The sequence below is a fragment of the Alteribacillus sp. YIM 98480 genome (assembly GCF_009765375.1).
GTDB lineage: Bacteria > Bacillota > Bacilli > Bacillales > Marinococcaceae > Alteribacillus.
This window is the reverse complement of the sequence record NZ_VTOK01000009.1, coordinates 192,793-213,349: the sequence shown is the minus strand read 5'-3', so window position 1 is coordinate 213,349 and position 20,557 is coordinate 192,793. Positions and strand designations below refer to the sequence as shown.

22 protein-coding genes are annotated in these 20,557 nt (G+C 38.9%); 13 read left to right on the top strand and 9 right to left on the bottom strand.

The window, feature by feature from the left end; translation table 11 throughout:
* Nucleotides 1-2 precede the first annotated feature (2 nt).
* From FZF09_RS13330 to FZF09_RS13305, 6 genes are all read left to right on the top strand, one after another.
* Nucleotides 3-1,022: a DUF294 nucleotidyltransferase-like domain-containing protein gene (locus FZF09_RS13330; protein ID WP_158737089.1), complete on the top strand. Its 1,020-nt coding sequence runs from the start codon at nt 3-5 to the stop codon at nt 1,020-1,022.
* Nucleotides 1,016-1,750 carry an exonuclease domain-containing protein gene (locus FZF09_RS13325; RefSeq protein ID WP_158737088.1) on the top strand — a complete coding sequence of 245 codons (735 nt, stop codon included), beginning with the start codon at nt 1,016-1,018 and terminating at the stop codon, nt 1,748-1,750. Before FZF09_RS13330 ends, FZF09_RS13325 begins: the two co-directional genes overlap by 7 nt.
* Before the next feature lie 19 nt (nt 1,751-1,769).
* A complete protein-coding gene (locus FZF09_RS13320) occupies nt 1,770-2,108 on the top strand; it encodes a MerR family transcriptional regulator (RefSeq protein WP_158737087.1) in 339 nt (112 codons plus the stop codon).
* Nucleotides 2,109-2,201: 93 nt separating this feature from the next.
* Nucleotides 2,202-2,384, top strand: a complete 183-nt coding sequence (locus FZF09_RS13315; RefSeq protein WP_158737086.1) for a hypothetical protein — start codon at nt 2,202-2,204, stop codon at nt 2,382-2,384.
* A gap of 139 nt (nt 2,385-2,523) precedes the next feature.
* Nucleotides 2,524-2,838: a DUF5327 family protein gene (locus tag FZF09_RS13310; protein ID WP_158737085.1), complete on the top strand. Its 315-nt coding sequence runs from the start codon at nt 2,524-2,526 to the stop codon at nt 2,836-2,838.
* A 30-nt stretch (nt 2,839-2,868) separates the two neighbouring features.
* Complete coding sequence (locus FZF09_RS13305; protein ID WP_158737084.1) at nt 2,869-3,240, top strand: DUF423 domain-containing protein; 372 nt, start codon at nt 2,869-2,871, stop codon at nt 3,238-3,240.
* Between the two features lie 184 nt (nt 3,241-3,424).
* Here the strand turns inward: FZF09_RS13305 and FZF09_RS13300 are convergent, their stop codons facing one another.
* From FZF09_RS13300 to FZF09_RS13270, 7 genes are all read right to left on the bottom strand, one after another.
* Complete coding sequence (locus FZF09_RS13300) at nt 3,425-4,243, bottom strand: DUF368 domain-containing protein (RefSeq protein ID WP_158737083.1); 819 nt, start codon at nt 4,241-4,243, stop codon at nt 3,425-3,427.
* A gap of 308 nt (nt 4,244-4,551) precedes the next feature.
* Entirely contained in the window at nt 4,552-4,875 is a 324-nt protein-coding gene (locus FZF09_RS13295) for a DUF3817 domain-containing protein (RefSeq protein WP_158737127.1), read from the bottom strand.
* Between the two features lie 229 nt (nt 4,876-5,104).
* Complete coding sequence (locus FZF09_RS13290; protein ID WP_158737082.1) at nt 5,105-7,261, bottom strand: ATP-dependent Clp protease ATP-binding subunit; 2,157 nt, start codon at nt 7,259-7,261, stop codon at nt 5,105-5,107.
* Nucleotides 7,262-7,612: 351 nt separating this feature from the next.
* Nucleotides 7,613-8,068, bottom strand: coding sequence for a spore coat protein GerQ (gene gerQ, locus FZF09_RS13285; RefSeq protein ID WP_233269499.1), 456 nt, complete (start codon nt 8,066-8,068; stop codon nt 7,613-7,615).
* Between the two features lie 269 nt (nt 8,069-8,337).
* Nucleotides 8,338-9,087 carry a hydrogen peroxide-dependent heme synthase gene (gene hemQ, locus FZF09_RS13280; RefSeq protein WP_158737081.1) on the bottom strand — a complete coding sequence of 250 codons (750 nt, stop codon included), beginning with the start codon at nt 9,085-9,087 and terminating at the stop codon, nt 8,338-8,340.
* Nucleotides 9,088-9,253: 166 nt separating this feature from the next.
* Complete coding sequence (locus tag FZF09_RS13275; protein ID WP_158737080.1) at nt 9,254-9,991, bottom strand: enoyl-CoA hydratase/isomerase family protein; 738 nt, start codon at nt 9,989-9,991, stop codon at nt 9,254-9,256.
* A 184-nt stretch (nt 9,992-10,175) separates the two neighbouring features.
* Nucleotides 10,176-11,129 (bottom strand): oxidoreductase, encoded by a 954-nt coding sequence (locus FZF09_RS13270; RefSeq protein ID WP_158737079.1) that lies wholly within the window; start codon nt 11,127-11,129, stop codon nt 10,176-10,178.
* A 496-nt stretch (nt 11,130-11,625) separates the two neighbouring features.
* On the opposite strand from FZF09_RS13270, the gene pta reads away from it, so the two are divergent.
* On the top strand, nt 11,626-12,627 hold the full coding sequence (gene pta / locus FZF09_RS13265) for a phosphate acetyltransferase (RefSeq protein ID WP_158737078.1): 1,002 nt from the start codon (nt 11,626-11,628) through the stop codon (nt 12,625-12,627).
* 72 nt (nt 12,628-12,699) lie between these two features.
* Here the strand turns inward: pta and tnpB are convergent, their stop codons facing one another.
* Together tnpB and FZF09_RS13255 are read right to left on the bottom strand one after the other, a co-directional pair.
* Complete coding sequence (gene tnpB, locus FZF09_RS13260) at nt 12,700-13,818, bottom strand: IS200/IS605 family element RNA-guided endonuclease TnpB (protein WP_158737077.1); 1,119 nt, start codon at nt 13,816-13,818, stop codon at nt 12,700-12,702.
* Between the two features lie 315 nt (nt 13,819-14,133).
* The gene (locus tag FZF09_RS13255) at nt 14,134-14,979 is read right to left on the bottom strand and encodes a lipoate--protein ligase family protein (protein ID WP_304503065.1); all 846 of its coding nucleotides are present in this window, start codon (nt 14,977-14,979) and stop codon (nt 14,134-14,136) included.
* Between the two features lie 388 nt (nt 14,980-15,367).
* Between FZF09_RS13255 and FZF09_RS13250 the strand changes: the two genes are divergently transcribed.
* The 6 genes from FZF09_RS13250 to FZF09_RS23075 all read left to right on the top strand — a co-directional run bounded on the left by FZF09_RS13250 (nt 15,368) and on the right by FZF09_RS23075 (nt 20,383).
* Nucleotides 15,368-15,592, top strand: coding sequence for a YuzB family protein (locus FZF09_RS13250; protein WP_158737076.1), 225 nt, complete (start codon nt 15,368-15,370; stop codon nt 15,590-15,592).
* Between the two features lie 447 nt (nt 15,593-16,039).
* Nucleotides 16,040-17,272 carry a dicarboxylate/amino acid:cation symporter gene (locus FZF09_RS13245; protein WP_158737075.1) on the top strand — a complete coding sequence of 411 codons (1,233 nt, stop codon included), beginning with the start codon at nt 16,040-16,042 and terminating at the stop codon, nt 17,270-17,272.
* 243 nt (nt 17,273-17,515) lie between these two features.
* Nucleotides 17,516-18,835, top strand: a complete 1,320-nt coding sequence (locus FZF09_RS13240) for an HD domain-containing protein (protein WP_158737074.1) — start codon at nt 17,516-17,518, stop codon at nt 18,833-18,835.
* A 58-nt stretch (nt 18,836-18,893) separates the two neighbouring features.
* Complete coding sequence (locus FZF09_RS13235; RefSeq protein WP_158737073.1) at nt 18,894-19,400, top strand: YwgA family protein; 507 nt, start codon at nt 18,894-18,896, stop codon at nt 19,398-19,400.
* A 46-nt stretch (nt 19,401-19,446) separates the two neighbouring features.
* The gene (locus tag FZF09_RS13230; RefSeq protein ID WP_158737072.1) at nt 19,447-19,992 is read left to right on the top strand and encodes a YwhD family protein; all 546 of its coding nucleotides are present in this window, start codon (nt 19,447-19,449) and stop codon (nt 19,990-19,992) included.
* Nucleotides 19,993-20,248: 256 nt separating this feature from the next.
* Nucleotides 20,249-20,383, top strand: coding sequence for a hypothetical protein (locus FZF09_RS23075; protein ID WP_255450548.1), 135 nt, complete (start codon nt 20,249-20,251; stop codon nt 20,381-20,383).
* Nucleotides 20,384-20,557 lie beyond the last annotated feature (174 nt).

The window sequence follows — 20,557 nt, the reverse complement described above, 5'->3', positions numbered from 1 at the left end:
ACATGAAATTTTCACCATCTTTTGAAGAGGGAGCTCTTCTCCCTCCTTCCTTTGATAGTTATCAAGCGATTAAAAAAGCAAGAGAGAATGAATCAAACAAGGTGGCAGGTGATCCTGAGCAATTAAATGATGCACATGATAGATGGGTGCTAGAAACAACTGCTCTTGCTGTACACCGTTTAGAAAGTGAGCGGGGGCAGGTCCCTGCTCACTTTACTTTCTTTGTTATGGGCAGTTCTGGGAGAAAAGAACAAGCCTTATGGAGCGACCAGGATCACGGAATTATCTTTGATGGAAAAGACGATTTCTATCAAGATTATTTTTTAAGCCTCGGTCAAGAAATTCGTGAAGGAATGGCTATTGTTGGCTATCCTCGCTGTGAGGGTAAAGTAATGGCCTCCCACCCACGCTGGTGTCACGGTATTCATGAATGGAGGCAGCAAGTAGACGAATGGTTAGAAAAAGACAAGTGGGAGACGTTTCGACATTTGCTTACCTTTATTGATTCACGAGTATTAATAGGAGAAGAAAAACTGCTGGCTAATATAAAAGAGCATGTCTTTCTTAAAGTATCCAGCGATCCTCGTTTGTTAGAACGACTAGCACAAAATACTTCTTATTTGCACAAAGGGACGAATGCTTTTGGCAAGTTATTGCCGGAAGAAAAAGGGCCTTATACTGGTTCTCTTCACATTAAAGATGTAGGGTTTTTTCCATACGTCCATGCTATGCGTTTATTAGCTATTAAAGAAGGGCTGCATGATACTTCTACCCTGCAGAGGATGGAAAAAACAGTTGATAAATATTCATTTGTGAAGGGGAAAATTGAAAATTTTAAGGCAATGCTTGATCTTCGTGCTTCCTTTTGGAAGTACCACCAAACGTATGAAGACGTTCATTATGTGCCAGTAGACCGGCTTACAAAAGAACAGAAAAAAACATTAAAAGCAGCAGTTAAAGAAGGAAAACATTTATTCCAACAAACGAGAAAATTAGTGGAATCAGGTGAAGGGTTATGGTAATGAACCAAATGTATCAATGGGTACGTCAAGTCTCCGGTAAAATAGGTGTCCCCTTTGTTTCTTCTATGGATCAAAGCAACCCGCACCATCTTTCTTTTTTACGACAGCTTCAAAAAGACTTAAAAGCAGAAGAGCCTCTCCAAAAACCAATAGATTCATTGAATGTTACGGTACTTGATTTAGAAACATCTGGGTTTTATCCAGATGGGGGAGATAAAATACTATCTGTAGGGGCAGTGAAAATAAAAAATGGCGAGCTGAAAAAAGAAGAATCCTTTTATTCTGCTGTTTGTGAGCCGGAGTCTTTGTCTCCGGAAGTCTCTAATTTAACCGGTTTGAAGAAAGAAGAATTAGAAGCCGCCCCTCCCTTAGCAGAAGTACTTCAAAAGTTTTATGCTTTCATCCAGACTGATATTTTAGTGGCACATCATGCACGCCACGAACAAAGGTTTCTTCAGCACGCCACCTATCAAGCTACGGGAATTCAATTTCAGCATCGATTGCTTGATACCTCTTTTTTATTTCAAATTGCAGCTCCAGAATATCCTTCTTCAGAACTCGAAACTTGCTGTGGATATTATGACATCCCGGTTAATGAACGTCATCATGCGCTGGCAGATGCTATCATGGCTGCAGAGCTGTGGAATTGTTCTGTAAAGGAAGTAATGAAACGAGGTTATGAAACGTTGCAAGATGTGTATGTTTACCTAAATCAACAGCAGCGATAAGAAAAAGGAGGAGAGTGAGGTGAAAGACCATATCCCTCGCCGTACAGCTTGTTTTCCCATAAGTGTTGTACAGGAATTGACATCGTTAAGTGCTCGTCAGATTCGATATTATGAACAGCAAGGTTTAATATATCCGAAACGAAACGAAGGTAATCAGCGCCTGTTTTCTTTAGAAGAGATTGATCGATGTGCAGAAATCAAAGAATTAATTGATCAAGGTTTAAATATAGCAGGTGTAAAAACAGTTTTATCAGCGAGAAAACAATTGGCCGAATCAGAAGTACAATCTTCTAAAAGTGTCGTAAACAGGAAGGATATGAAAAAGTTACGTATGTACCTTAACGAAACAGAAGGCTGAGCCTTCTGTTTACAATTTTGTGACAATTGATCACATCTCCGTTTAAATTTCCGTGCTGCCGGGTACATTTTTCGGTAAATGGAGGTGTTAGGTATGGCATTCATCATTGTTGATGATATGCAAATTCCAGCCAAAAAGTTTGACAGTGAAAAAGAAGCAAAAGAAGAAGCTGTAAATAAAGAATTAATTGTAAAAGATGACCAAGGAGATTTTTGGATTATAGATGAAGAGAATTATCCTAAAATTGAAGCATACGGATACACGATTATTAAGTGATAAATAATCGAAATGAAGAGTCCAGGGCTGTGATAGAAACGGCTCTGGCTTTATTATTTAGTATAGGGAAGGTTAGAAGCTTAAAGGTATGCTGTGGTATAATGCGGGAGAATAAAATTTATTAAAGCAGGTGAACAGGATGAATATTTCCGCTCGAACAGTTGTGGAAAAAATGGAAGAAGAATTAATGCAGCTTGCTGAAAAAGTGGATCGAAAAGAAGAAGCAGTGGTAAAGGAACACGCCCGGGTGTTAAAGGCTTATTGCGATATTATTCTAGCCTCTGATGAAAGCAAAAGAAACAGAAACACGGACACCGTAGAGACAGCTAAAATTTCTTCTAAAACTGCTGGTATAAAGCAGTCTTCCATAGAAACAAAACAAGTTAATTCATCCTCTGCTGCTAGAACGACAAGTGAGATACCATCATCAGATGGAAATTTACTTGAATTTTAATGGTCTTCTTAAAATGGAAGGGTGAAAACGGTGTGGAAAATATTTATTGTATTAGGTGCTCTTAATGCTGCTGCAGCGGTAGGATTTGGAGCGTTTGGAGCACACGGCTTGGAAGGAAAATTATCGGACAAGCTAATGGAAGTCTATCAAACAGGAGTTCAATACCATATTATGCACGCCCTAGGACTGCTGGCAATTGGTTTAGTTGCTGCTTATGCAGGAAGTTCCGCGTCTTTATCTTGGGCCGGATGGCTTTTGTTTGCAGGAATTGTAATTTTTTCTGGAAGCTTATACACCATGGCTTTTACCGGGATAACCTGGCTTGGAGCTATCACTCCAATAGGAGGGACCGCATTCATTGCAGGCTGGATTATGCTTGTTATTTCAGTATTAAAAATATAAAAAATATCAAAAAGGCGGTTCCTATTAAACAGGTCCGCCTTTTTCTTATATTTTAGGAATGTTTAACTTTGTTAAAGAGCCAAAGGATAAAAAACACTAAGACTTCTGGCATTTTGACTTGGCGGCAATCCAAGTTTCTACCCCGTGAAGAAGGCATAACTTCTCTAGATTCTATCCTTTACTCTTAAGTGCTTTCCAGTTTTCCGAGTATAATTGTCAGGATCCAGCCTAATAAAAAGGTAAATAGGCTGATGGATGTAACAAGAAAGCTAGTCCCTATACCAGGGAATATCACAAATAAAGATCCTATCAATAGCCCGCTCATAACAGCGTAGGTCCCCGTTCGATGCTGACGTAAAAGATAATGCAAAAATTTGCTCATAATAGTAATGCCTATAACAATGCCCAGTCCTACAGTGATAATGACGGGGAATTGTAAAGAGGTGACGGCATGAATAATTGTTTCATAAACACCAAGAATTAAAAGGATAAACGAACCGCTTACCCCTGGCAGTATCATCGCAGAGCTTGCCAGCCATCCAGAGAAAAATAAATATATATAGTCAGATGTAGTTAATGCATGGACCACTTCTCCTGTTTCTTCTCCTTTGAACACTCCTGATAGAATAATAAGTATAGCGGCGACAGCAACAATGAAAAAATGATAAGGTTTAAACTTCTGTTTGTAGTCAGCTTCTTTTAGTAACAAAGGAATTGTTCCTAAAATTAGTCCCATAAAAAAGAAATAAGTTGGCTGAGGGTGAACGGAAAGAAGCCACTCCAGTAAATTACTTAAGCTTAATACAGCAATTCCTATGCCAATGCCAAGCGGAATAAAAAAACCAAGCTGTTGTTTCCATTTTCGGCTAAAAAAGTTATTAATAGCTGCTATTAAACGATGATAAATACCAAGTACTAAAGCAATAGTTCCTCCGCTGACTCCTGGGATAAGATCGCTCGCTCCCATTGCTATCCCTCTAAAAATATTTTTCCATTCCATCATTAAGTATCACCTTTAGTATCTTTAATAAATCTTATTTGCATGGTTTGTTCATATTTCATCTTACCAGATTTATATGCAGCATAGGACAAGGTATGCTGTTAGAAAACATTGGGACCGAAGATAGCGGCAGCCTGTGCTATTTACGGATCATTTTTTATACTTTGGTTTAAACTTCTAAAAGATCAAAGTATAAGCAAAACTGCGTTTTCGCCCATAGGAGCGGGTGGCAAGCCGAGTTTTTCTAAACAGTATAAAAAAGACTGATCAATACCTCTTACTGACCAGTCTCTTTCCATAACTTCTTTTCTCTACCCTGTAACAGAATCAGAAGCTATACCTGTTTCTTGTTCACGACGCAAACTTTTATCAAACACAAACGGACCAAATGGAATAACAGACACAGTCATTGCAATAATAGCTCTCAAAAAAGTCCAGCGCCGCTGAATCCAGACGAAAATAACAGCTGCGATATATAAAATAAACAAAGCTCCATGAACCGACCCGGCAATAGTAACGGCCATATCCATTCCTGCGCCGTATTTAAGCGGCATCGCTAAAAACAAAAGAAGCAAAAAAGATATACCCTCTAACATGCCGATTACTCGTAATTTTCCTATGGCAGAAGACATCACGGCTTTCATCACCTCATCTTCGTATCTAAAGTACCTCTTTATATTTTAATTACAACATATAGCATAGCATGCGAGGTGATAGACAACAATGTACGTTTTATGACGTTTTAAATACTGAAACATTTAAGTCTTCCTGTGTGAATACTATCTTTCAATCTATTAACGGGCAAATACTAAAACATAAGAGGATGCCCCGTTTGTGTTTGGGACACCCTTCTGTTTTCCTTTGTTAAGCTTTAACCACAGCGATATCATTGTTTTCAACGATTACTTTTACTTCTTTAAGATCATCCTCTTCTAGCATAAGATCTGCAATACCGTCTTCAACTTTTTCTTCAATGACGCGGCGCAGCGGTCTAGCACCAAATGCAGGGTCATAGCCTTGCTCGGCTAGTACTGCTTTAGCTTCGTCTGTCACTGAAACATGCATATTTTGTTCTGCTGCTGCATCGATAATTTCAGCAAGCATAAGGTCAACGATAGTTACAAGATCTTCTTTTCCGAGTTCATTGAAAGGAATGATGCCGTCAAAGCGGTTCAGAAATTCTGGCTTGAAGTAATCAGACAGAGACTCTGTAATTTTTGGCTCTACATCCTCTTTATTACCAAAGCCAACAGTTACTTTCTTAATGCTTGAGCCTGCATTAGAAGTCATAATTAATACCGTGTCTTTAAAGCTTACTGTACGTCCTTGACTGTCTGTTAAACGCCCGTCTTCCATGATTTGCAGGAACATATGCTGCACATCAGGGTGGGCTTTTTCAATTTCATCCAAAAGGATGATGCTGTATGGCTTACGACGTACTCGTTCTGTCAGCTGTCCTGCTTCGTCATGTCCGACATATCCGGGCGGTGAACCGATTAGCTTTGATACAGAGTGTTTTTCCATATATTCACTCATATCAAGACGAATCATTGCTTCACTATCTCCAAACATTTCTTCTGCTAGAGATTTGGAAAGCTCGGTTTTTCCGACCCCTGTTGGCCCAATAAAGAGGAAGGAGCCGATAGGACGGATTCCTTTTCTAAGGCCGGCCCGGTTTCTGCGAATCGAGCGTGCAACTTTGCTGACAGCATCGTTTTGACCTATAACGCTTGCTCGAAGGCGTTCAGGAAGATCTTTCATTTTTTGTTGTTCATCTTTTTGAAGTCGGCGTACTGGAATGCCTGTTTTGTTTTCTACTATTTTTTCAATCGTTTCTACGTCAACTATTGCTTTTTCGTTTGATTTCTCACTGTTTTGTGAAGCGTCTTCCAACTGTTTCTGAAGTTTTGCTTCTTCGTCGCGCAGTTTTGCTGCTCGTTCATAATCTTCTTGCTGTGTGGCTTTTTCTTTTTCTACAGCAATCTGTTCGAGGCGGCTTTGCACTTCGTGTTCGTCGTCCTCACTATGGGCCAGGTTGATTTTGGAACCTGCTTCATCCATTAAATCAATGGCTTTATCCGGGAGGAAGCGATCCTGGATATAACGATTAGAAAGGTGAACACAAGCATTTAACGCATCCTCAGTGAAAGAAACTTGATGGTATTTTTCGTAGTTTTCTTGCAGGCCTTGGAGGATAGCAACAGCATCTTCAAGATTTGGTTCATCCACCATAACTGGTTGAAATCTGCGTTCAAGTGCCGCATCTTTTTCAATTTTACGGTATTCAGCAAGAGTCGTTGCACCGATTACTTGAATTTCTCCTCGTGCAAGAGCTGGTTTCATAATATTACCGGCGTCAGAAGAACCTTCAGCTGATCCAGCTCCAACAATCTGGTGAACTTCATCGATAAATACGATCACGTTTTTACGCTCTTGCAGTTCTTTTAGAAGCTGCTTCATTCGTTCTTCAAATTGACCGCGAACGCCGGTGTTTGCGACTAAGGAAGAAACATCAAGCAAGTAAATGTCTTTATTTTTTAGTTTGTTTGGGACATTCCCTTCTGAAATCCGCAGCGCTAGCCCTTCAGCAATCGCAGTTTTACCTACACCCGGCTCACCGATAAGAACAGGATTATTTTTATTACGGCGATTTAATGTTTCAATCACGCGTTCCACTTCTTTGTCTCGTCCGATAACTGGATCAATCATTCCTGCCCGGGCTGCATCAGACAAATTTTTGCCTAGATCATTCAACAAGCCTCCACCTTGTCCATTTCCTTCTTGGGCTTGTCCTTCACTGCCCGCAATGGCACCCATTTGAGAATTCATCATATCATTGAACATTTGGTCAAATGGGGACGATTGTCCTCCAAAGCTGCCGAAACCAGAAGGCTGTTTCATATCATTGCGGACTTCCCGGTAACAAATGTCGCATAGATGCATTTTTTGATGGTGGCCATTAAGGTTCATATTTAGTTCAATGCGTGCCTGACGCTGTTTACAGTTTTCACATTGTCTCATAATACGTGTACCTCCTTTATTTTTACGTAAATGTTTTTATAAAGAAAAAATAACTGTTTGTTGTTTTACACTGTTAGGCGGTTTTCTTTAAAAAGGTCCTTTGGATGGGTATCATAACTTCTACCATCAATAAAGATCAATTCTTTTGCTTTGACTTTGACTATCTTTGACCTTGTAGTTGTATTATACATTGACCTTTTTTGACTTTCAAGAGATATGATCAAATTTTTAGGATGAACGAAAAAGCAGCGCCGCCACGGGGGATACGCTGCTTCTTACAACTTACATTATATTTTCTAATAACCTAAATGAGGAAAAAATAAACATTAATAAAGATTGATCAAGGTGAGATTATTCTTGAAAAGCACCAGGGCCGTCTTCAAATGGGTACTGGTATTCAATTTCTTCATCAAAAACAATATAGTCTAAATACACCATTAATAGTAAATACCATTTATTATTTCGTTCATCTCTTAATATAATATGATCTCGGCCGGCTTCATCTATAATTCCATGGAAGACTCTTGCTTGCCATTCTGGATTATTTTCAAATGTCATATAAACTGTTGCAGGTTTTCCGCGATTCAGCCGCAAAATGTTTTCGATGTAAGATTGTTCTATTGGCAGCATATCCGCACCATTAATGCCATTGATCCCATTCATGCCATTCATGCCATTCATACCATTCATACCGTTCATCCCATATCCGTACATACCATTGCCGTTTCCTTGCCGCATCATGTCATAAGGGGAGGGGGTTTCGTAACCTTGAACTGGATAACCATACCATGGATAGTAACTATACATACTTATCCTCCTTCATAATTTACTTATTTTTACTAATAAACTTTCACATAATCAATCAGGGAAAAAAAACTCCTTTCGCTTCTGCTTTTATTAAAGAGCAAGAAGCTGATTTATCATAGGTGTAAGCTTGAACCATGGCCATACAATCACCCGCCTTAACTAAATGCGGTTCACACTATTTCAATGTATGTCACTCGATTGGTGCATATGCTATAAAAAAAGAGCTGATTTTCTTTTGAAAATCAACTCTTCATATCATATAGAGGTGTTTATACATGTAAGAAAGATTCCACTTTTTCAGGAGGTAAAATATTACCTACGAAAAATTGGCCAAAATCTCCGTATTTGGCTGAAACCTCATCAAAGCGCATTTCATAGACTAGCTTTTTAAATTGAAGTGCTTCGTGTGCAAACAGAGTTACACCCCATTCCCAATCATCAAGACCGGTAGAGCCTGTGATAATCTGCTTTATTTTACCTGCGTACTTTCGCCCCGTCATGCCATGTGCTTTCATTAATTCACGTCGATCTTTCATTGGAAGGGAATACCAATTATCGCTGCCTTCACGCTTTTTATCCATTGGGTAAAAACAAATATGATTCCACTTTGGCAATGTAGGAAAAATTCTTTCGCGAATTTCAGGGCTGTCTAACGGGTCACTTCCATCTTTTGGCGGCATATAGTTACCAAGCTCTACTACGGAAACGTAAGAATAGGAAGGGATCGTATAATCTGCAAGTTTTAATTTGTTAAAAGCCGTTTCAACCTCATTTAATTCTTGCATATTAGGACGAAGAACCATCATGATAATATCAGCTTTTTGGCCGATAATCGTATACAGAGCATGGCTGCCTGTTTTATTATCCTCTACGCTCTGCCATGATTCAAGCATGTTTAAAAACTCATGGATCATACTTTGCCGTTCTTCACTGGGAACTTTTTTCCAGGATGCCCAGTCTATTTTTCGCAAGTCATGGAGACAGAACCAACCATCAAGTGTTTGAGATGCTTCTCCCACTATGTACCACTCCTTTAAATAAACCTATCTTTTCGTCTTCCACTATACCATATTCATTATTTCTACTGAAAGAAAGCTAGCTGCAGACTCTTTTCCTTGTCAATCTGTTTTTATTCAGGTAGAAAGTTATAAGTTGTACTATGTCGCTATTAATGTCTTTGCTAAACTAAGATAAAAATTGTTTTAAAGCTTGTTTGTGTTCTTCTGTAGCCCCAGCCTGACTTTGTGCGGAAACTTCCATTTCCAGTACATCAGCAAGACTTTTTTCAAACCCTTCTTTCATGTTTTGGGTCATTAGGCCATAAGCCTGAGGTGGAACAGAAGCAAGAGAACGTGCAAATTCATCTGGTTTTCCAATTTTCGTAATCAAATTAATTCGGTATGCTTCTTCTGCGGAAATCGTTTCTCCGAGTGCTAACTCCATTGCTTTACTTAGACCGACGAGGCGGGGGAGAAAATAAGAAGCTCCTGCATCAGGAACAAGACCTATTTTTAAAAAACTCAATGCCATTTTTGTGTCATACTCGGCTATACGAAAATCACACGCTAGAGCAATGCTGAGCCCGGCTCCTACAGCAATGCCATTTAAATAGGCTATAACAGGTTTTTGAATATCTGCAATAAATAAAATTAAACGATTATACGTTTCCCTTAAATACAAACCATAATCAAAATGTTCTGTATCATTAACCGCAACGCTTTTTAAATCAGCACCTGCACAAAAAGCATCTCCGGCTCCTTGAAGTATAATGACATTTACATTCTCATCATTATTTGCCTCATTAAAACAGTCAAACAATTCTTCGTGCATCTGGAGATTTAAAGCGTTTTTCACTTGCGGTCTATTTAAAATAATACGAGCAATACTCTCTTCTTTTTCATATAATACAGTTTCTTGCTTCATATCATTTAACTCCTTTCTCGACCTGTTAAGAACGCATAAAATGTAATCGGTAAATAGTATAGGAAAACGACGGTGTCTGCAAAAACGACTCGACGACGAGTCTAGGCTCCTTAACAAGAAATAATCCTATAAATGTTTATTAATAAGTAATATACACCATCAACTAGGGGTTTTCCTGTACGTTTTAAGAATTCTTGTTTGACTTTCTTTCGCTGACGTTAGATTTTTGTTGATTAGTAAACGATTCCGGCAAACATATTGTATCAGTTATTCCCTTTGCTGCCGCTTCTTCTGCAGATTTCATGGTCATTTGTTTTGTAATTCCAACAGGAATTGAAACATAAGATTTGATTTGCTCTGCAAGGTGTAAAAACTTATGTTCAGGTACTTCGATGGGCTGTTCGGAGTGTTTCTCATTCCATCCAATACCAATATTTAATAAATCTGCCCCTGAGTACTTAAGTTGTTTGGCGAAATGAATAATATCTTCTTCCGTTGTGCTGTCATGACTAAGAGTAAATCCAGGTATCCGATAAATAATAGGAAAATGTTCACCAACGTATTCTCTAACATGTCTGGCTACTGCTAAAGGAAAATGCATCCGGTTTTCAAAGGTTTTTCCCCATTTATCCTTCCGTGTGTTCGATAAGGAAGATAAAAATTGATTGATAAGGTAACCGTCGGATCCTACTATTTCTACAGCATCAAAACCTGCTTGTTTTGTCTTCTTTGCCCCTGCAGCAAATGCTTCTATCATTTTATATATATCTTTTTCAGGCATTATTTGATACTGACCGGCACTTTGGGAAGGATGAAGAAGAGAACCGCCTGATTCAATAAGCTGAAGAGCAATTTTTCCGCCTGATTCATGGACATATTCTGTCAACTTTTTGAAATGCTCTACACTCTTCTCTTCTGTGATAGACAAAAAATCAGAATCACTGCTTTCTTTCTTAGTAACCTCAGCTCTTCCAATAATGATTAAACCAATACCTTCTTTGCATTTTTGTCCATAATAATCCGCTTGTTTCTCTAAATCTTTTCCTGTTAGATGGTCAAGCATCGAATCCATAAAAATGCGGGTTTGCAATGTTGTATCTCTTAAGGTGATTGAAGAAAAGAGATGTTCATAATCCATATAATAACCCCCTGGTGTCTTTTATATAAATCTCGATTTTAATGTCGGAGCCTAAACTTTTTTACTAGCATAAACATTTGTTAGGTACACATACCCTTTATGTCCCCTTTTTTAAAATGAATTCTTAAAAAAGGGTAAGAATGTTTCACGTGAAACGGGTGAAATATTATATTTATATATTTTTGTTTTAACACTTGATCAATATACACTCCATTGTAAACGCTTTAAAAGACGGGAGTTGTGTAAGCGAATACCGTTTAGAAAATTTCTATTTTTGTTATTTTATACAAGTTGGTTTATTTTTTTAAAAAAGAGGAGTATCCTTATTTATGAAAAACACGACATGCAACAAAATAGATAAATACAGCTTTATTTGGGGTAAAATAAGTACTGAGTCTAAATAAACGTACAGGTGAATGATGGGTGAGCATGATCTTATGAAAAATGAGTGAGCAGCCCGCTTTATGATATAGGATTAATTCAAGGAGGAATGACAGTGAGCGACCTGTTTGAAACAATTAAAGGTCAGGTAAAAGCAGACTATCCTTCCATTGTTTTTCCAGAAGGGGAAGATGATAGAATTTTAAAAGCAGCGGCTAAGCTGTCACACGATAAAATGCTTAAGCCTATTGTTGTTGGAAATAAAGACAAGGTGCAGGAAAAAGCAAACTCTTTAGGCATCTCTTTTGAAGATGTGGACATTTACGACCCCTCTTCTTATAAAAACTTTGATAAACTCGTTTCTGCTTTTGTGGAGCGAAGAAAAGGAAAAGAGACAGAAGAAAGTGCGAAAGAAAAATTACAAGATCCAAATTATTTTGGAACAATGCTGGTGTACCTAAATTATGCAGACGGTTTAGTTAGCGGAGCAGCTCATTCCACAGGGGACACTGTTCGACCAGCTCTGCAAATTATTAAAACAAAACCAGGCATTCAAAAAACATCTGGCGTTTTTATTATGGTAAAGGAAGAAAAGAAATTTGTATTTGCAGACTGTGCGATCAATATTTCTCCAAATGCAGAGGAATTGGCGGAAATAGCCATTTCTACAGCAGAAACAGCAAAAGCGTTTGATATTAATCCAAAAGTGGCTATGTTGAGCTTTTCAACAAAGGGGTCAGCTTCATCCATGGAAACAAAAAAGGTGTCGGAAGCAACTGAATCAGCACAAAAAAACCGCCCTGATCTTGTTATAGACGGAGAGTTCCAATTTGATGCTGCATTTGTTCCGGCTGTGGCTGAAAAAAAAGCTCCTGATTCCCCGCTGCAAGGCGAAGCGAACGTTTTTATTTTCCCAAGCCTAGAATCAGGAAACCTTGGTTATAAAATCGCTCAACGTCTTGGGGGATACGATGCAATTGGGCCGATACTACAAGGGTTGAACAAACCAGTAAATGATTTATCACGCGGCTGCAGCACAGATGATGTTTACAAGCTAGCCTTAATTACAGCCAAACAAGCAATTATAGAAAAAAAAACTCAACTCATTAATTCTTGAACTACCCCCACCTACGCTTATGCTAAGAGGTGGGGGATTCCTAAGTACAGAAACCTAACGGCTTCTAATTTATTAGGCTATCCCCGAAGTCCCTCCGGTTAATCGCAATGCTTCCTTGCGAAGATTGATACTTGCGTTTCTATCTCTATCGTGCTGGGTATGACATGTAGGGCATTCCCACTCACGTAAGGCGAGGTGTTTAACGTCTTTATTTTTGTACCCGCAGCTTGAACACAATTGACTGGAAGGAAAATTTTTCTCAACAGCTACTACCTGCTTTCCATACCACGTTGCTTTGTATTCAAGCATGGTACGGAATTGGGACCACGATACGTCACTTATCGCTTTAGCTAATTTATGATTCTTTAACATGTTTGATACTTGCAAATCTTCTATACCTATAATGTCGTGGTTTTTAACAATATCGGTAGAGATTTTATGCAAGTAATCATTTCGTGCGTTTGAGATTTTCTCGTGAAGTCGTGCAACTTTTATTCGTTGTTTGTGCCAATTAGAAGAGCCTTTCTTACGCCTTGAAAGAATCCGCTGTGCTTTTGCTAATTTCTTTTCGAGTGTTCGAAAATATTTATGGTTTTTATACACCGTGCCATCCGACAAAATGGCAACGTCCTTTATGCCAACATCCATCCCAACGGATGAATGGGTTTTGGGCAGCTCATGGACTTCTGTTTCTACCAGAATGGATACAAAGTATTTGCCGCTTGGGTTCCTTCTAACTGTAGCACGAAGAATGCGACCTTCTACGTTACGGCTTTTTGCAAATGTAATGCATCCAAGTTTCGGTAATTTGATTTTGCTATCCATCACGGCGATATTACCGTTTGTTTGTTTCGTCGTATAAGATTGCACCCTGTTCTTTTTCGACTTAAACCGCGGTGCTTTGTTCTCTTTCTTGAAGAATCGTGTATAGGAATCGGCAAGGTTTTTAAGAGAAGATTGAATAGCAACGCTGTCCACTTCTTTTAACCAAATCCATTCTTTCTTGAGTTGTGTTAACTGTTTGGAACAGGTGTTATACGTTAATCCCTTGCCTGTTTCTTGATACGTGTCTCTCCATTTAGCAAGAAAATGATTAAACACAAAACGACTACAACCAATGGTTTTCGCAATAAGTACTTCCTGTTTTTTGGTTGGATAGATCCGGAATTTATATGCTTTGTGAACCACCATTTCCCCCACCTCTTCCCGTGAAGAATGTAAGCTACTCTTATTATAAGGCAATGGCACGAAAAAGGGAACGTATATTCTCTTTTTTATTTAAAATATTTTGGCTTCTTAACAAGGAGACGGAGGGGGATTGTCGGGCCATAGAGATAGCTAAAGCCATATCTTGTCCGAAGGCGATTCATCTCCCATTTACTCGCTAACGCTCCTTGAAGTGGGAGTCTTATCGCCTAATTACGATAAAAACAGCTAGAAAAAACCGATCGGACCAGTTCCGGTCGGTTTTTGTCAGGTTTTTCAAAGAAGGATTTCTAAATCATTTTAAGATTTTAGTTCTGCTTGTAAAGCTTTGTTGTTTCGCTCGACCACTCGCTGGTAAAGATAATCGAAGCGGTGGAGCTCTTCATTTGTAAGCGAAGACGGTTGAATGAGGGCACCTTCTTCTTTTACTGAAGTAAGGAGACGATAGAGAATATCGTTTATGCTAAAGGATTGATCGTAAAGCTCTGTCAACGACGCCATAACACTCGGCTGTATCCGAGGCCATTCAAACCGGGCAGGTTCACCGCGGGCAGCTCTTTCGTAAAAGTATTTAAGCAGTTCAGCTCGGGCTGCGCCGCTTTCTGAAACTGCCAGGTAAACCTGCACAGCTGCTCCTCCGCGAATACGGCGCTGCGAGATACCGGCGAATTTTTTTCCGTTTATACTTAAGTCATAACTTCCCGGACAATACGAGCCCTTTATTTCGTAAGCATCTATTAAGCCAGGTGCATCATCAAAAATTATTTTGATGATGTTCCACATAAAGTTGTAGCCATCGTTTATTGAAAATGTTTTATTCTCCTTGAAAATGAATGAGAGGTTAAAAATACCTTTGTCCAGAAGGACCGCTAATCCTCCTGAATTTCGAACAATAACTTGATAGCCATTGTCTTTTAAGTATTGTATACCATCCTGGACATAAGGAAGACGACTGTCTTGAATACCTAGTACTGCAGTTGGAGAATGTACCCAAGCACGCATGACTGGGACAGAAGAGCCTTCTCCAACACTTGTACATAGTGTATCATCAAGTGCAAAGGATTGGAGCGGATTGAAATGCAGGCCTGAACTTGATTGATCCAGCCATCTCCATGTTTGGTTTGCCAGCATGTCTTTTACATTCATCTTCATTTCCCCGATCTTTTTATAAAATTCCATCTTAAAAGCTTTTATGATTATAGCACGAAACCAAACAAGGGAAAAATAATTGCCTTAGTGTTGTAGTTTAACGTTGCTAAGTGAATGAATTTCATCATTCATTTCTATATCGTTATAAACGAACATTAATAAAATGCTATTGTTATCGTTCGTCTTTGATAATCAACATAGCACTTATGAAATTAATTCAAGTAAAAAATAAGAAAAATTTACAACTTCCACGATTTGATTTGGCGGCAAATCAAGTTTTTCTAATGTTGCGTTCGTTTGTTCATGTGTTATACTGTAAAATGCTTTAAAAGCAGCTTTCTACTCGTTAAGAAATAGAAGAAACTGGAAAGGGACGGCGCAAATCATGGTTAATGAATTTCGTGTGTGTGATGATTGCCAGGCTACCAATCTAAAAACACTGCTTCCCAAGTTAAAGAATATGGATCCTGACGCTGCTGTTGATATTGGCTGTCAGTCATATTGCGGCCCTGGGCGAAAAAAAGTGTTTGTATTTGTGAATAATCGCCCGCTCGCAGCATTCGACGAAGATCAGTTAATGAATAAAGTGGAACGAAGATTAAAACGTTAATAATTGTGTGAGAAGTTTTATATACGGTTTGAAATTTGTTCAAATACTGAACGGTTTTTGCTTGCAACTGATATGAAGATATAAAATATAGCATGGATGAATCATCGACATCGTTAAAATTTTGAAGAAATCAGTATAAGTGCAACTAAGCAATCGCCTGCATCTAAAGGCTTGGCGCTAGCCGAGTTTCTTTATAAAAAAATAAACCTGTTAAAAAATTTAGAAAATTATCGGTTTATATAAATAAACATAGAGGGAAACTAATGAATGAAGACGTTCGATTATAGAATTTATGGGCTGTTAAAGTAAAAAACTTATCCACCGTATAGGGCGGACTTATGCCGCGTTGCCATAGGTTTTGTTTTCTTGGAAATAAGGCAAGTTATCTTAAAAGGAGAGAAGCTTTTTCATTACAGTTGAGATCACATCAGAGAGGAGCAGCCATTCATGCAAAACTTAACGCAAAAAATACTTATAGCCCTTGTATTAGGGGTAATTGTAGGTCTTATTTTAAATTTTGTACCAGATAATGTCTTTGGTGCACTTGATACGTATTTTCTAAATCCTATAGGTCAAATTTTTCTCAATCTTATAACGATGCTTGTTGTACCTATCGTTTTTATTTCTATAGCACTTGGAACGGCCAGTTTAAAAGATCCTGTGCAGCTTGGAAGAATCGGCGGTAAAACAATTGGGTTTTATTTGATTACTACAACTATTGCCCTTGTGATTGGACTTGGTCTTGCTTATTTGATTCAGCCGGGCCAAGAAGGGGCATTTAATACAGACAGCGCAAACTATGAAGCAGAGGAAGCACCGCCTATTATGGACACGCTTCTAAACATCATACCAGATAACCCAGTCAGCGCTATGGCGGATGCTGAAATGCTGCAAATTATTGCAATAGCGATCTTCTTTGGTATCGCTCTTGCTAAACTCGGTGATAAAACAGCAGGCCTCTATAAACTTCTTGAACAGGGAAATGAAGTAATGATGTTTCTTGTCAATATAGTCATGTATACTGCTCCGTACGGGGCATTTGCCTTAATTGCTTCGGCCATTGGAGATGCTGGGGTAGAAGGTCTTCAACAAATGCTGATGTACATGATCACCATTATTCTCGCACTTTTATTGCATGCTCTCATCACGTACAGTATTGCACTAAAAGGCTTAGGAAAAGTAAGTCCTATACACTTTTATAAAAATTTCTTCCCGGCTATGACCGTAGCATTCAGTACGTCAAGTTCAAGCGGAACGCTTCCTATTTCTATGAGAACTGCTCAAGAACGGCTTGGTATAAGTAAATCAGTCAGCAGTTTTGTGCAGCCGCTTGGAGCCACGATAAATATGGACGGTACGGCTATTATGCAGGCTGTCGCGACAGTATTCATCGCTCAAGTCTATGGCATGGATCTTGCTTTTTCACAACTGGTTATGGTTGTCTTAACAGCAACTCTTGCAAGTATTGGTACAGCAGGTGTACCTGGAGTTGGGTTAATCATGCTTTCTATGGTATTGCAGCAAGTCGGACTTCCCGTTGAAGGGATCGCATTAATTCTCGGTGTGGACCGGTTGCTGGATATGCTTAGAACCGCTTTAAATATTACGGGTGATGCCACCTGTGCCTATATTGTTGATCGTTCGGAACAGAAGAAAAAAGAAGCAGCCGAAACAACATAATGTCATGTCCCGAAGCTGATAAACGGCTTCGGGATTTTTTTCACACTGAGGAAAGTATAAAATTTTAGCGTGGATGAATCCTCGACGTCCTCAAAATGTTGAGGACAATCACCTTCGCCTAAAGGCTTGGCGCTGGCCAAGTTTTTCTAAAATCGTTTTGATTAATAATCAAAAGGATTGGTATAATGGAGAGAGCGAATCGATGAAATCGAAAGAGGACGACAAAAGGGAGCGTAAGCTGGCATGAAAACAGGCAATCGCAAGCTGCAGGAGGAAAAAGTATTTAAAGATCCGGTACATCGTTATATTCATGTTCGTGATGAGCTTATATGGGACTTAATCGGAACAAAAGAATTTCAGCGTCTTCGTCGTATCCGTCAGCTTGGCACTACTTTCTTAACCTTTCATGGAGCTGAGCACACTCGATTTAACCATTCACTAGGCGTATATGAAATCATGCGGCGGATTATTGAAGTCTTTGAAGGCAAACCGCATTGGCAAGAAAATGAACGCTTGCTCTGTTTAAGTGCAGCACTATTACATGATATTGGGCATGGTCCTTTTTCTCATTCATTTGAAAAAGTGTTTCAAACTGATCATGAATGGTGGACGAGAAAAATCATTGCAGGGGACACGGAAGTCAATCAAGTCCTTCGCCGAATGGGAGAGGATTTTCCTCAAAAGGTTGCGGATGTTATTGAGAAAACATATCCTAATAAGCTTGTAATAAGCATGATATCAAGTCAAATAGATGCAGATAGAATGGATTATTTACAGCGTGATGCATTTTATACAGGGGTCAGCTACGGTCACTTTGATATGGAACGAATTTTACGGGTCATGCGGCCGACAGAAGACCAGGTAGTTATTAAAAATACTGGTATGCATGCCGTCGAAGATTATATTATGAGCCGTTATCAAATGTATTGGCAAGTATATTTTCACCCTGTTACTCGAAGTGCAGAAGTTATATTAAGCAAGATTCTCCAACGGGTGAAAGCTCTCCAAGAAAGCGGGTATTCATTTAAACAACACCCTTATCATTTTCAAGGCTTTTTTAAAGGAGAACTCCCCTTAGAAGAATATCTCCAGCTCGATGAAGCAGTTATATTATATTATTTTCAAATGTGGCAGCAGGAAGAAGACCGTATTTTAAGAGATCTCTGTCAACGTTTTATGAACCGCCGTCTGTTTAAATATGTAGAATTTGACCAGAATTTTGTAATGAATGATTGGATGAAATTGCAAGAATTGTTTAGAAAAACGGGGGTTGATCCTGAATATTATTTGGTTATTGATTCTTCTTCTGATCTCCCGTATGATTTTTATCGGCCAGGTGAAGAGGAAGAAGAACGAATGCCGATTCATTTGTTAATGCCAGATAAAAAACTGCGTGAACTATCGCGGGAATCGGATATTGTAGAGGCTATTTCCGGGAAAAAGCGAACGGACCACAAGTTGTATTACCCAAAAGAATGGCTCGATACTCCTGGAAATGAACATGAAAAAAAGCAAATTAGAGACATATTGCAAGTCCAAGAAGGGAAAAGAGAAATAGAGTAATAAATAATAGACATACATAACACAAACGGGGATTGTTTCAGGTGAAGGAGGACTAGCGGTGTTGCCGGATCATGCTAAAATTATGACTTTGCTGAACGACGCTGAAGTAATAGTCGGACGAAAAAAATTACAAAAGATTGTATATATAGGTAAGAAAATGAATTTACCTCTTCAAGAAAAATATACGTTTCATATGTACGGACCATATTCAGAAGAGTTAACATTGCGAGTAGAAGAACTTTGCAGTCTTGGCTTTGTGACCGAATTAAAAGAAAAGAAGTCTGGATATTACCAATATCGTTATAAAGTGACTGATGATGGAAAAACGTTTTTAGAAAAGTTTCCAATGGATTGGCCCGAAGAGGAAGCACTAGGATTGGTTAAAAAACTAAATGACCATAGTTCTAAGTTTCTTGAATTAGTATCTACTATGCTTTACTTTGACGAATTATCAAAAGCCGAGGTGAAGAATAAAGTATTTACTCTGAAAAAAAGCCAGAATTACTCCGAATCGGACATTGAGGAAGCTTGGGATTTTATTGATTCTTTGAAACGAAAGCAATAAAAACGTATGATAAAATTAGAGATTATTTTCAAAGGAGACGATTCAAATGGATCTTTTTGACAAAGGCGATAAGAAAAGAAAAGGCGGCGGTTTTAACATATTAAGCGGTGATTCAACAGACGGACATGGAGGTTACGGTGTCGGGGCATTAACTTTAGACAATATGTCGCCTATTATTGTGGACCCAGAAGATAACGATGCTTATGTAGACATGGGAGCCTTGCACGCTCGCTCAGAAGTAGAAAAACGGGTGAAGTTTTCTCAAAATAAAGAAGATGTCCCAGATGGCAGGCTGTATTGGATGGTTTGGGTTACTGTCGATCATAAAGAAGGGGGCAAGCCTTTTTATACGGGAGTTACCGCTTGTGAAATGCTCATTGAAAGAGGAGAAAAACGAATTCGTAAAGGCTATAAAAGCATGCCAGAGCATGTGAACAATATGGATAAATCCCTAAAAGGCCGTATCGTGGTTAATAACATGGACGATCACTCTAAAAAGATACTTGGCGCTTTTTTAAAAGGTTTCAATGAAGAGATGTGGGAAAACTCAAACGAGGAATTGCATCAGGCTTTAAATATAGGAGACAAATAGGAAGAAGATGTGCAGTGAAAATGAAACAAATTATGAACGATTTTTGAACAATGTGAAGACGTATTGTTCTTGAATAAAAATATCAATACACTAGAGATACACACACATAACTAGGACACCAAAACGTGCAAGAGAGCAAAACGCCTCTTGCACGTTTTGGTTTAGGTGCGTTTATATTTGAGCAGCCAAAACTTCCATTTTAGAGCGCTTACGCTTTTCTTAAAAGGTAAGAAATGATAAATATTTAGCGTTTTACATGTCTAGCGCAAGCGCCTGCTCGCTCGAGATTCCTTCGGTTTGTCAATGGAAAGCAAAGATCAGCTTTCCATATGCCGCCCCTCCAGGACTTGTCGCTCGTGAGCAAGGCGCTTGCGCTTTTCTTAAAAGATAAGAAATGATAAATATTTGGCGTTTTTGATGTCTAGCTTCAACGCCTAGCCGCTCAGGCGCACACGATTAAGAGGAACTTTTGCTAAAACCGCGACGTCCTGTCGCAACGCAAAAGTCAACACCTCCTGTGCAAGCCAGTTCAGCGTTGTCACAGGACGTACTTCCACACGATGTG

Coding starts and splice junctions, on each gene's coding strand:
- FZF09_RS13330 (WP_158737089.1), top strand. CDS start 3: ATGAAATTTTCACCATCTTTTGAAGAGGGAGCTCTTCTCCCTCCTTCC.
- FZF09_RS13325 (WP_158737088.1), top strand. CDS start 1,016: ATGGTAATGAACCAAATGTATCAATGGGTACGTCAAGTCTCCGGTAAA.
- FZF09_RS13315 (WP_158737086.1), top strand. CDS start 2,202: ATGGCATTCATCATTGTTGATGATATGCAAATTCCAGCCAAAAAGTTT.
- FZF09_RS13310 (WP_158737085.1), top strand. CDS start 2,524: ATGAATATTTCCGCTCGAACAGTTGTGGAAAAAATGGAAGAAGAATTA.
- FZF09_RS13300 (WP_158737083.1), bottom strand. CDS start 4,243: ATGATGGAATGGAAAAATATTTTTAGAGGGATAGCAATGGGAGCGAGC.
- FZF09_RS13290 (WP_158737082.1), bottom strand. CDS start 7,261: ATGAGACAATGTGAAAACTGTAAACAGCGTCAGGCACGCATTGAACTA.
- gerQ (WP_233269499.1), bottom strand. CDS start 8,068: ATGTATAGTTACTATCCATGGTATGGTTATCCAGTTCAAGGTTACGAA.
- FZF09_RS13275 (WP_158737080.1), bottom strand. CDS start 9,991: ATGAAGCAAGAAACTGTATTATATGAAAAAGAAGAGAGTATTGCTCGT.
- FZF09_RS13270 (WP_158737079.1), bottom strand. CDS start 11,129: ATGGATTATGAACATCTCTTTTCTTCAATCACCTTAAGAGATACAACA.
- tnpB (WP_158737077.1), bottom strand. CDS start 13,818: ATGGTGGTTCACAAAGCATATAAATTCCGGATCTATCCAACCAAAAAA.
- FZF09_RS13255 (WP_304503065.1), bottom strand. CDS start 14,979: ATGAATGTAAAAGACATGCTGGCAAACCAAACATGGAGATGGCTGGAT.
- FZF09_RS13250 (WP_158737076.1), top strand. CDS start 15,368: ATGGTTAATGAATTTCGTGTGTGTGATGATTGCCAGGCTACCAATCTA.
- FZF09_RS13245 (WP_158737075.1), top strand. CDS start 16,040: ATGCAAAACTTAACGCAAAAAATACTTATAGCCCTTGTATTAGGGGTA.
- FZF09_RS13240 (WP_158737074.1), top strand. CDS start 17,516: ATGAAAACAGGCAATCGCAAGCTGCAGGAGGAAAAAGTATTTAAAGAT.
- FZF09_RS13230 (WP_158737072.1), top strand. CDS start 19,447: ATGGATCTTTTTGACAAAGGCGATAAGAAAAGAAAAGGCGGCGGTTTT.
- FZF09_RS23075 (WP_255450548.1), top strand. CDS start 20,249: ATGTCTAGCGCAAGCGCCTGCTCGCTCGAGATTCCTTCGGTTTGTCAA.